This is a genomic window from Bradyrhizobium sp. BRP56, assembly GCF_020194035.1.
GTDB lineage: Bacteria > Pseudomonadota > Alphaproteobacteria > Rhizobiales > Xanthobacteraceae > Bradyrhizobium > Bradyrhizobium australafricanum.
Map to the genome: position 1 here is coordinate 44,271 of NZ_JADYVV010000063.1, position 11,026 is coordinate 55,296.

Here is an 11,026-nt window from a genome sequence, read left to right on the forward strand (position 1 = left end):
CTAGATGGCCTTGAAGGGCAGGAAGCGACTGCTGATGACGCGAAGATCCCGCCAGCACACGGCGCGATAGGGACCGAGCTGCGAGGCGGCAACGGCGGCGACAAAGATCGCCCCCGCCGACACTCCGTAGAGCGACACCACATACCACCATGACGGCGCGTAGTCGAATGACGCGTGGCCGAGCTGCGAACGCAGCGCCAGCGCGATGGCTACTCCCGTGCCGAGCGGAATCAATACGAAATGCAACATCCGTGACCACATACCTGAAAGGCGGAAGGTTCGCCGCAGCAACAGCACGGTGATCACCATCTGGGCGACCATCCCGACACAGGAGCTCCAACCGGCCGCCTCCCAGCCGAAATATGGCAGCGCGACGGCGCTGGTCACCAGCGTGAAGATGCCCGTGACGAGCGAGATCAGCGCGTTGGAACTGGAGCGCCCCTGCGACAGCAGATAGAACGCAAACACATTGGCGCTGGACCCCAATATTCCGCTGATCGCGAGTACCACCAGCACCAGCTGGGCCTCGGCGGCGACCTCGGCGCCGGTCCATCGATGCAGCAATGCGCCTGCGACCGGGATCAGGCCGCCCAGCGCGCTCGCGGCAAGCACATTGAGAATCCAGGACGAGCGCAGCAGGAGGTCGACCTTGCGATCATCATCTTCCCTCTGCAGGGTGCTGAAGAACGGGAACAAGATCTCGCCGATCTTCAGCACACCGATATAGACCGCCTCCTCCAGCCGCTGCGCAACGCTGTAGAAGCCGACGAATTGCGGCTGCAACAGCGCTCCGAGCAGATAGCGGTCCGCCTGCCCGGCGAACAGCGCGCCGCTTTGTGCTGCGAACTGCCAACCGCCAAGCTTGACCAGTGCACGCAGCGCACCGCGATCGAGCGCTGGCCGTGCCAGCCAGTCACTGATGGCGTGGCGCGACCAGGCAAAAGCCATCACGAGATTTGTTGCAAAGCCCAAGGCCTGACAGCCAAGGAAGGTGGAGGCACGCGGCGCGTAGGGGATCAGCAGCAGCATCGACATCGTCGTCACCACCGTGCCCGTGATGCTGATCGACGCGATCCGCCGATAGTCCTGACGCGCCGTGAACAGCGAGAGGAAGACGGCGAACAGGCACTGGAACAGCCAACCGGCGCCGGCCAATGCGAAGGCGAGCCCGAGGTCGTCGGCGGCCGGGCCGCCGAGGTGGAATCCCAGTCGTGCGAGTGGCGCGCCGGCAAAGGCAAGCAACGCCGCGATCAGGCCGCCAAGGACGATGGCAAGCGCGAGAGCGGTCGCGAAAAATCGCCGTGCCAGGTCGCGGTCGGACGGTTCCAACCTTTGCGCGAGCTCGCGCGCCGTCGAAAGGCCGAGCGCATTGCTGAACATCAGCGCCGGCGCGACACAGGCCGTCACCAGACCCGCAACGCCGAACGCGGCGAGACCGAGCCGGAAAATCACGAACGGCAGGATCGCGAGATTGAGCAGCACCGCGACCGCGAAGGCGGTCGCGTTCCATGCCGAGTTACCGAGCAGATCGGATGGACCCTTTTTCACCGCCATGCCCGCTTTCGGTCCATCGCTCCGATACGCCTCAAGTGCCTCTTCCGTAAGGGCAAAACCCATTCGGCATGACGACGGGCTAGCAGCCGGCGCGGTGATTGTCGAGGGTTCGCAGACGGCGGGGAGGTGTGGGGCCAGGCCAGGACCGCAAAATACAGGAGCCGATCTTCACGGAACCATGGCTGGTTGTTTCCGGCCTGGCTTGTCGTTCAAGCAACAATTGGAAAGGCCTGTCTAAATTCTAAAGCAGATAAGCAGAGACCCAAAGCCGCCCGTTCAAATAAGAGGTATCTAAATGCCCTTTCCGCCACATCCGGAGCCCTGTCGGGCTTCGCCATGCTCGATCTGACCCAGGCACGTTCCGGGCTCACTGCGTGCGCCAACTCGAGCACCGTCATCACGCGGCGGGCCTGCGCGCGTGACGAAGGTCTCTCGACCGCCGCGCAAGGACCGTCGTGAGGCCGTAGAGGCTGCCGGATGATGCAGAGATAGAACGAGAAGTGACCGGGTTCGAGCCCGGTCGCATCCCAGGACGCGCCTGTACGCCAATTGTCGTAGCCGCGCGCTGACGGCGAGCGCGCGCAGCAGAACAGCCATCGGCCTAACGGCAGGTCAAGCTGGCGAAGCGCCTCAAGCCCAACCGCTCATCGAGGGGCTCTCAGCCAATGTGCTGACGGCGATGCGACCTACGATTCGGATGCGTTGCTATCCACCATCGGCGCAAAAAGGCACACAAGTCATCTCGCGAACACCCCCTCATGGGCAATCAAACATCCGTTCAACAAGCCTCTCCATGCCGAGCGTCACGTGATCGAACGCTGCTTCTCAAAACTGCAGCGGTTCAGGCGCGTCGCAACGCGCTACGAAAAACCGCTCGAAATTACTTCGCCATCTTAACGATCGCTACCGCTCCGCTCTGGCTAAGGCAACTGTCCACACAGCCTAATGGACAACGAAGTAGCCCGTGTTCAGGTCGGCCATACGTACGTTGGTTGTATCCCGCCCCATGACGGCATCATGAAAATCGCTCCCTAACTCAGACATGGCGTGGGATTGATCGCTCGGCGTTTCGTGCAAGAGCTCCATCAGCTGTTTACAGGTAGTAACCAAAGAAAATCCATCAGGTGCGACAATTTCCGCGCTTCCGGCATTCACTACACCGCCCCCATCGATGTCCCGGTGAAATACGAAACTATCATTGCTAGCTGCGATCCAGGCCCCTTGCGATGCAGGACATGGAGGCACCGATGTCTGGACGGTTACAGCAACACCAATAGTATCCGAGATGGCGTTGCCGCTGCTGTCCGTGTTCCAAACGGTATGCCGATCGGCGCCCGAAACTTTCCAAGCAATTTCATATCCGTTTGCCGTCTGCTCCGCCCCGGTCGGCGTCCAGGCTCCGACCTGAGTGGATGCATCAAAAGGCGCCCCGGCATATTTGACTGATGGGCCCGTACCGCCGCTGACGGCATCGAGAAAATAGTTGCTGCCGATCTGGTCCAGTTTGGTCGAGCCGGCGGCTTCGACCACGGTTACGCTCGCCGCAGGTATGCCGCTCACGCCGTCGGCGTTGAGGTCCTGATGGAAGCTGCTCTCAAATGCTTCAAGGATTGTACTGCTTCCTGAGACAACCGCGGTCGCAGAGGAGACATAGTTGCCGTTGCTGTCGGCGTTCCAGACCAAGTACTGATCCGAACCGATCACCTTCCACGCAATCTGGTATCCGTTTGCCGTCTGCTCCGCCCCGATCGGCGTCCAGGCTCCGACCTGAGTGGCTGCATCAAAAGGCGTCCCGGCATATTTGACTGATGGGCCCGTACCGCCGCTGACGGCATCGAGAAAATAGTAGCTGCCGATCTGGTCCAGTTTGGTCGAACCAGCGGCTTCGACCACGGTTACGCTCGCCGCAGGTATGCCGCTCACGCCGTCGGCGTTGAGGTCCTGATGGAAGCTGCTCTCAAATGCTTCAAGGATTGCACTGCTTCCTGAGACAACCGCGGTCGCAGAGGAGACATAGTTGCCGTTGCTGTCGGCGTTCCAGACCAAGTACTGATCCGAACCGATCACCTTCCACGCAATCTGATATCCGTTTGCCGTCTGCTCCGCCCCGATCGGCGTCCAGGCTCCGACCTGAGTGGATGCATCAAAAGGCGTCCCGGCATATTTGACTGATGGGCCCGTACCGCCGCTGACGGCATTGAGAAAATAGTAGCTGCCGATCTGGTCCAGTTTGGTCGAACCAGCGGCTTCGATGACGATCGGCGGGAGCACCGAGGAGGCCGCGATCGTGCGATCGGCAAACTGGAAATACTCAACGCCAGTGACGTTATCAATGCCCTCCGGTGAACCGGCGCGCTGGTCGCTTATCGTGAAGGTCTGCGAACTTGCGTTGTAGCTAACTGTGTAGTTCGCCCTGTTGCCCAAATACACAGCGGTGTCGGTGCCGGAGCCGCCGAAGATGGTGTCGTTGCCGCCGCCGCCGGTGATCGTATCGTTGCCCGAGCCGCCGTTCAGGACGTTGCCAATTGCGTTGCCCAAGATCATGTCGTTGCCGGACCCGCCGTTGGCATTGTCGATGTAGGAACGCGCGTCGCCGTTATAGAGATAGGCGTTGTAGACGTTGCCCGATGCGTAATGGCCATCGCCGAGATAGGCCAGTTGAACGGAGGAGAATACCGACGACGCACCGGGGTTGAGGTTGATGCTCAGGTTCGTCGTGTAGTTCGACAGATCGTAGGTGTCGACGCCGCCGCCGTCCCACACAGTCTCGTAGATCCGGTTGGCCGAGCCGCCGACGCCCCCGCCGGGCGCGAGCTGCCCGACACCGTTGATGAACTCCTGCCCCGTGGTCGGATTCCAGGTGTAGACAGTGTTGCTGCTCTGGGTCGTGAAGTTCGCGCCGTACATCGTCTGGAGCGCGAGGATATCGTTGGCCATAAAGGTCTGCGGATATCCATAGGCCTCATTGGTGTAGCCGCTCGTCGCGGACGCCCCGACATAGCTGCGATAGCTCATGACAGTGTATTCGCTGTCGTCATGTGCGCTCGGCACGGCCACGTTGGCAACTCCGCCGGTCTCCTGGCTGTGCTTGAGACCAACGGCGTGGCCGAGTTCGTGGAGCGCGGTCGTGAAATAGTAGTTGCCAAGCTTGGCGAGCGAGTAATTGTATTGGGTCCCGAACCAGATGTCGCCGCCGGACGCATAATTGCCGGGGTAGTAGGCGTAGGAAGTCGGGTTAGCCGACGGCGATTGCGCGATCATGATGTCGGCGCCGTTCGTGCCCGCGTATTGGATGTTGGCGTTGGCGTAGCCGTTGATCAATCCAATGGCGTAGTTGATCGCAGCCTGCATTTGGGTCGGCGCCGAGGCAAAGCCCGACGTGGTCGGCTCGCTGCTGCCGCCAGCGTACGGATTGGCGTAGTCGCTGGGCGAATCCGGGAAACTATAGGTTATCGGGCCCGACCATTTGTAGCCCGACAGCAGGCCGTCTATGTCGGCGTCGTTGGTCTTGGTGACCGTGACAGCGGTAGCCAAAGGGAAACTCCGAAGCAGCAAGCCCATCCGATGCGAGGCGTTAACAGATGATTCTAGCTAGAGAGTTGAACGTTTGGTTTAAATGCGGCGAGAGCGCCCGGACCTCTGCCATAATTGCGCTGTTAGCTATCAAACCCCGTACTCATACGAGGCGCAAGCAAGAACCTCGGTTCCCGCGGCGCCGGTAATTTGAAGGGTTTCATGAAACGATCTTCACTCGCGGCCGGCCTGTTTGGCGCCCTTGCGGCGCTCGCCGGATTCAATCACACGCCCTTCGGAGGACTGCCCGTCATGGTGGAGAAGGCCAATGCGGATGACAGCGGCAAGGCGGGACGATCACCCACCATGCCAATGGCCCGCGATCCTGCTGCCGCGGTGGCCGAGGAATACGAAGCCGCCCGCCGGAAAGGAACGCGGGAGGCCTTTGAGCTTTTCATTGCGCGCTACGGCGATGACCCGCTGGCCGAGAAGGCGCGCTCGGAACTGAAGCGCCTGTCGCGCTGATCCCTTCACGCAGCGCAGCAAACCGCGCCAGCCATTGCATTTCGACAGGCGGCATCCGCGCTGGCCCAGGCTTGCCGCAGGGTCTTTCGGCGCTATGGTAGGCCCGCAATCTGTCCCGGAGCCCTTTCACAATGCCCTTTCCGCATGCCTCGGAAGCCCTGTCGCGCTTAACCGTGCTCGATCTGACCCGGGTCCGCTCCGGGCCGACCTGCGTGCGGCAGCTCGCGGATTGGGGCGCCAATGTCATCAAGATCGACGCGCTGACCGAGGATGCCGGTGGCGAGCAGCCGGGCGGCCCCCGGCGAGGTTCCGACTTTCAGAATCTGCACCGCAACAAGCGGGCCATGACGCTGAACCTGAAAGACGAGCGCGGGCTCGCCGTTTTCAAGCGCCTCGCCGCCAAGGCCGACGTCGTGGTCGAGAATTTCCGCCCCGACGTGAAGAAGAAGCTCGGCATCGACTATGAGAGCCTCGCCGCGATCAACCCGCGCATCGTCTATGGCAGCATCTCCGGCTTCGGCCAGGACGGCCCCTATCACAAGCGGCCGGGCTTCGATCAGATCGCGCAGGGCATGGGCGGCCTGATGTCGGTGACCGGCGCGCCCGGCGGCGGACCGATGCGGGTCGGCATTCCCGTCGCCGACCTCACGGCGGGCCTGTTCTGCGCCATGGGCATTCTCACCGCGCTCCTCGAGCGCGAGGTCTCCGGCAAGGGCCAGTGGGTGCAGACCTCGCTGCTCCAGGCACAGATCTTCATGCTCGACTTCCAGGCCGCACGCTGGCTGATGGAGAGAGAGGTGGCCAAGCAGGCCGGCAACAACCACCCGACCAGCATCCCGACCGGCGTGTTCAAGACCTTGGACGGCTACATCAACATCGCCACCACGGGCGGGCGGATCTGGGAGCGTTGCGCGCAGGCGATCGGTGCGCCGGAGCTCTTTGGCCATCCCGACTACGCGACGGCCTCTGCCCGCTCAAAAAACCGCGACGCGCTCAACGCCGAGATCGAGAGGTGCACCCTGACGAAGTCGACCGAGACCTGGGTCCGCGCGCTCAACGAGGCCGGCGTGCCCTGCGGGCCGATCTATGCCATCGACCAGATGTTCGAGGACGCGCAGGTCAAGCATCTCGGCATTGCGCAAGACGTGCCGAACGATGAAAACCGCCCCATCCGCCTAGTCGGCCAGCCCGTGACGCTGTCGCGCACGCCGAGCAAGATGGTGGTGCGGCCGCCGGAATTCGGCGAACAGACCGACGAGGTGCTGAAAGAGTTCGGCTTCAGCTCCGACGAGATTGCCAAGCTCAGGGACGCCAAGGTGGTGTGAGCCAGGTCAGAAACAACAATGCCCGGCAAGATTGTCGGGCATCGAAGGGAGTTCGCGCTGCGCAGCTCAGTATTTGCAACAACCGGTGTTGGAGTGAACGCATAGTTGAAGCCGACACGCAGAATATGATTGTGGAAAGCTGACGTCCGCCTGGTCAGCGGTTCCGACGAAGTAAGTCTTACTTCCGAAATGCGTATTCGAGCTTCGCCGACCAATTCCGGGTGAACTTGCACTCGACGCCCGATCGAACCGACTCGGGTATCGATGCTACTCACCGCCGTACCGATTGGAAAGCTGAACGCGCCGAACGGAGTCGTGCCGCCGAGATCCGACCCGAAGACTTGGATTCCAAGGTTGACCGCGGACGAATACTTGAGCTCCCCAACAGCGAGACCACCGGTCGCATACCAGCGGGTCTGCGGACTAGATAGAAATCACCATTTGAAAAAGGTAAGAAGTCCCACAAGAATCCAGAGGGGAGAGAAACTGAACAACAGCGATGCCCAATAATAAAACTCTTTTCGAGTAGTCGCACGCCCACTCATACGCTTACTCCCGCTCACCGATTCACCGTAAAAATACGGTAGTGACCGCCTCCGCCAAGGGATAGGAGTCCTTATATTCAAAAAACTCTTTCACCGCTATTATGTTCGAGCTGCCGTCGACGTTAGTCGACGCCTTACCATTGGCTGGCCTGCATGATGACTTGGCTCATTCTCGCGGCAATTTCGATTTTGATCCTCGCACTGTGCGTCCGGGCGACATATCGATTTGCCTTTCGCGAGGGCCGCGAGCAGGGTTTGTCGGAGTCGTTTCAACTCTACGGAGGTACCCGGCGGGCACTCGATAAGGCTCCCCCACAGCGAGATCCTGATTGAGGTGTCGTTCGCTAAAATTACACGGTATGTCATACAGCGCTGGTGGCGACCGGCTCACACCGTTCGCTTTTGCTGCTGTGGTCTATCTGATCGCCTTGCTGCCTTCGATTGCCGTCATTGCGCATCTTCTGCCTCGGGCAAGGAAACTGTTCATGACAATTTCTACGCGAGCTATCGTTACTGCTGCCGTCGTTATTAATATCATCTCGATTGGCTTGTCTGAGGTGCAGCGAAGGCAATTGGGCTCGACAGCGATAGATGCCACACTCGAGCTGCGTCGAATTGAGCAACAGCGGCTAGCCCAGCAGAGCATTGAGTTGGACCGAACCTACAAATTGATTGCAGAGGTCAACAATCGCATTAGCATGATCCAAGCTCAATTGCTCGGCCTTCAGGCGAGGGCGCAAGCCGTAAATGATGCCAAATAGCTATCAAGTGAGTGCCCCGCTTTTTGATTGGGAGAAGATGGTTCCGGCTCTCATGATCGCCGCGGGCCTCGCGCTGGTGCTGATAGGGTCTATTGCCGCGGCCCGGCACAAGCGATCGGAGAAGACTTGGGAAGACGGGGAAGCTGCAGCGCCGCGCCCCCGGATGGCGCCACTGCCGCGCCTGCTATCCACTCAACGGGACCGGGGCGAGTAAATTGCCATTTTTTCCGTTCTCGTAATTTCACGGAGATGCTTCGCTAAGTTGCATCGTGCTACGAGCAATCCGGGCCGGATACGGGACCACCGGCGCAGGTGTTGATAGACCAAAGTTATTGTTGTTCAAGGGGTGGAAAACAATGCCTTCATTCAAGCTGCTCGCGCCATTTTTCCTTATTTACGCGCTGGGCATACTGGCCACGGCGGGGCACTTCTACCGCAAGCACGAAGGACGCTTAGGTGCACGCCAGACCTTGTGCGTACTTTTTTGGCCGGCTTGGTGGTTCCTGGAGCATAGTGTCCGAGACACTATTGACGTCATTTCAGACGCGACCATAGGAACGGACGAGCGAGCGACACTTTCCTTCGGAGTTGGATTATTTGCGGCAGGACAATTTTTATTCTCTAATTGGGAAATGTGCAGTGGGGTAACATGCACCGGCGTTCTACTGAAAAGCTCTGCCATGCTCTTCCCGCCGGTCGGCGCAACGTATCTGACTTGGCTTATCGCGCAGCTTGCATAGCACTCAGATGACGACACGGATCATGAACACGCCTGAAGAACTTCGGGGCAGACCATTTTCAGGGCACTTGATCCGACGATTCAAAGCCTTTCGTCTACGGACCACTCTGGAAATCCCGTGCCCCCTCTTCAGGACGTGACGACGCGGATACTGAAAATCAACAAATGGCACGCGCTCGCCGCGGTGCTGGTCATATACATCCCGATCGGGCTCTATCTGGACACTCTACCGCCCACCGATCCAACAATAATGTATGGCCCGTTCGAGTACTATGGCGGCTACGCTTGGCGCTACCAGCCATCCGTTTCGCGAGCAATAGCCGATACCGCTGAAGCACCCCATCAATCGCGACTTGAACTGACCGAGGATGGCCGTCCCCTCGGGCCGGCCCACTGCGCGGACATCGAAATTGGAGACATAGGGCACGGTCGGTTTTCCTACCGGAAGGATGATTGGGTTTTTCTCTATTTCTCGACAAGCGACAACAGTAATCCAAACACAAATGGCCGCATATATCGCGCCGTGGAACCGGCAGCTGTTGACCCGTTCCAGTCGATTAGAATTCCTCCGCGTAAGCCCTGGATCTTCTGGCTGCTAGAAAAGATCTATTTTCATTCTTGAAGGTCAATATCGAAGCGAAGCACTAACGGCACCGCTAGAAGCGCGGTATTATGGCGCAAACGCCACAAGCCAAAGAAGCGTGTCACCCTGGCGGGAGCACTTGGCCTAGTTCAAATTTGAAGTCGGCTTGTTTTGAGAAGAGCGATTTGACCGGATCAACGTAAGCGCTGTTCCGAACACACGGGTTCGAGACGTTAGCTGATCTCTATGTTTTTGGTTTGTGGAGAGCTGCCAGCCGTTCGTACGCATCCGGCCAGCACCCCGGCTAGTCGCGCCGGTCTGCCGCGGCGCCTCAGGCAGCGGCCGCTTTGGCTGTTGGGTCGCCTTCCAATTCCACGGGAGCAGGTCGGCGACTCTGTTGACGGGGTGATCTGGAAGCCTGGCCAACACGTCAGCGAGCCAGGCTTGCGGATCAACGTCGTTCATCTTGCAGGTTTCGATCAGGGTATAGACAGCGGCGGCACGATTGCCGCCAGCATCTGAACCGGCGAAGGTCCAATTTCGTCTTCCGATAGCCACACCGCGTAGCGCTCGTTCGGCAGCGTTGTTCGAGAGGCAGATGCGGCCATCGTCCAGGAAGCGGGTGAACGCCGCCCAGCGGTTGAGCAGGTAGTTGATCGCCTTTGCAGTACCGTTGCCTGATGAGAGCAAGGTTCGCTGCTGGCGCATCCAGATTTCGAGATCGGCGACGATCGGCCTCGACTTATCACGACGTGCCGCAAGCCGCTGTTCCGGCGTTTTGCCGTTGATGGTGCGCTCGATCTCGAACAGGATATCGATGCGTCGCACGGCCTCGCTGGCAATCGGCGCCTCTCCAGATTTCGCCAGGTCGAAGAACTTTCTGCGACCGTGGCTCCAACAGGCCGCTTCAAGGATCGGAGCTGGCTTCCTTTGGGCCTTGTAGAGCTGGTTATATCCATCGAAGGCATCGGCCTGCATGAGGCCCACATAGCCGGCAAGATGGCTTTGCGGATGTTCTCCAGCCCGGTTGCGTGAGTAGTAGAACAGGGCCGCCGGCGGATCCGTGCCGCCAAACGGCCGGTCATCGCGAACATAAGTCCAGATCCGACCGGTAACCGTCTTAAGCTTGGCCAGCACCGGCACCGTCGGGTGAGTAGGCCGGAGGGATTTCACCTCCGGCCTCTCGCAGAACCGGGCGCGAGACTCTCGCCTCACCCGGCTCCCATCAGGCAAGCTTGCCGCCATCGCCGAGTTGCCAATGCACAAAGAGCCTGCGCTTCTCACGCGCGATCTTCTCCAGGAAGAGACGCGCGCGTCCTAAACGGTGATGGAAGCGCTTGTACTTTCGCTTCAGCCAAATAGCTAACGTCTGGTTGATGTAGCGGGCCAAAGGATAAAGCGCTGAGCGCGTGTATTGCCCATAATAAGCGATCCACCCCCTAACCATCGGGTTTAGCTCGCGAGCAATATCGTCCAGCGTC

8 protein-coding genes and 2 pseudogenes are annotated in these 11,026 nt (G+C 59.8%); 5 read left to right on the top strand and 5 right to left on the bottom strand.

All coding sequences use genetic code 11. The features are described 5' to 3' along the window. From I6F38_RS33310 to I6F38_RS33320, 3 genes and pseudogenes are all read right to left on the bottom strand, one after another. Entirely contained in the window at positions 1-1,554 is a 1,554-nt protein-coding gene (locus I6F38_RS33310) for an oligosaccharide flippase family protein (protein ID WP_225163387.1), read from the bottom strand. A 476-nt stretch (positions 1,555-2,030) separates the two neighbouring features. Further along, positions 2,031-2,114: pseudogene (locus I6F38_RS33315) on the bottom strand (tripartite tricarboxylate transporter TctB family protein); the annotation flags it as partial. A 382-nt stretch (positions 2,115-2,496) separates the two neighbouring features. Next, positions 2,497-5,088, bottom strand: a complete 2,592-nt coding sequence (locus tag I6F38_RS33320; RefSeq protein WP_225163388.1) for a M10 family metallopeptidase C-terminal domain-containing protein — start codon at positions 5,086-5,088, stop codon at positions 2,497-2,499. A gap of 201 nt (positions 5,089-5,289) precedes the next feature. Here I6F38_RS33320 and I6F38_RS33325 point away from each other — a divergent pair, with 201 nt between their 5' ends. From I6F38_RS33325 to I6F38_RS33345, 5 genes are all read left to right on the top strand, one after another. Next, positions 5,290-5,592: a hypothetical protein gene (locus I6F38_RS33325; protein ID WP_172649138.1), complete on the top strand. Its 303-nt coding sequence runs from the start codon at positions 5,290-5,292 to the stop codon at positions 5,590-5,592. Between the two features lie 131 nt (positions 5,593-5,723). After that, entirely contained in the window at positions 5,724-6,917 is a 1,194-nt protein-coding gene (locus I6F38_RS33330; RefSeq protein ID WP_225163389.1) for a CoA transferase, read from the top strand. 904 nt (positions 6,918-7,821) lie between these two features. Beyond that, on the top strand, positions 7,822-8,223 hold the full coding sequence (locus tag I6F38_RS33335; protein WP_028337722.1) for a hypothetical protein: 402 nt from the start codon (positions 7,822-7,824) through the stop codon (positions 8,221-8,223). Between the two features lie 356 nt (positions 8,224-8,579). Then, the gene (locus tag I6F38_RS33340; protein ID WP_172647609.1) at positions 8,580-8,963 is read left to right on the top strand and encodes a hypothetical protein; all 384 of its coding nucleotides are present in this window, start codon (positions 8,580-8,582) and stop codon (positions 8,961-8,963) included. Positions 8,964-9,080: 117 nt separating this feature from the next. Continuing rightward, positions 9,081-9,584: a hypothetical protein gene (locus tag I6F38_RS33345; protein WP_172647608.1), complete on the top strand. Its 504-nt coding sequence runs from the start codon at positions 9,081-9,083 to the stop codon at positions 9,582-9,584. A gap of 324 nt (positions 9,585-9,908) precedes the next feature. Here the strand turns inward: I6F38_RS33345 and I6F38_RS33350 are convergent. Next, positions 9,909-10,691: pseudogene (locus I6F38_RS33350) on the bottom strand (IS66 family transposase); the annotation flags it as partial. Between the two features lie 79 nt (positions 10,692-10,770). Further along, positions 10,771-11,026: group II intron maturase-specific domain-containing protein (locus tag I6F38_RS33355; RefSeq protein ID WP_276573527.1), on the bottom strand; the 256-nt coding region annotated here is incomplete at its 5' end.